The organism is Exiguobacterium sp. J17977 (genome assembly GCF_018616375.1).
Taxonomy (GTDB): Bacteria; Bacillota; Bacilli; order Exiguobacteriales; family Exiguobacteriaceae; genus Exiguobacterium; species Exiguobacterium mexicanum.
In genome coordinates this window covers 1-275 of the sequence record NZ_JAEQBB010000024.1, presented here as the reverse complement: position 1 = coordinate 275, position 275 = coordinate 1, and the positions used below count along the sequence as shown (strand labels likewise).

At 44.7% G+C, this 275-nt stretch carries 1 tRNA gene; it reads left to right on the top strand.

Annotated elements, in window-relative coordinates:
- Positions 1 to 84 precede the first annotated feature (84 nt).
- Positions 85 to 161 (top strand) — tRNA-Ile (locus tag KNO58_RS15330).
- The last annotated feature ends 114 nt before the right edge of the window (positions 162 to 275 follow it).

Below are 275 nucleotides of genomic sequence, written 5' to 3'. Positions count from 1 at the left end.
CCCTTAGCTCAGCTGGATAGAGCGTTAGACTACGAATCTAAAGGCCGGGAGTTCGAATCTCTCAGGGTGCACCATTTTTATTATGGGCCTATAGCTCAGCCGGTTAGAGCGCACGCCTGATAAGCGTGAGGTCGGTGGTTCGAGTCCACTTAGGCCCACCATTTAAACTGACGAACTTTGAAAACTGAACGATGAGGCAAAAAAGTTTTACCATTTTTGAATGAAGCGCAAGCTTCGTCATTTTTAAAGAGCTATATCAAATTCTTTGGAGAGTT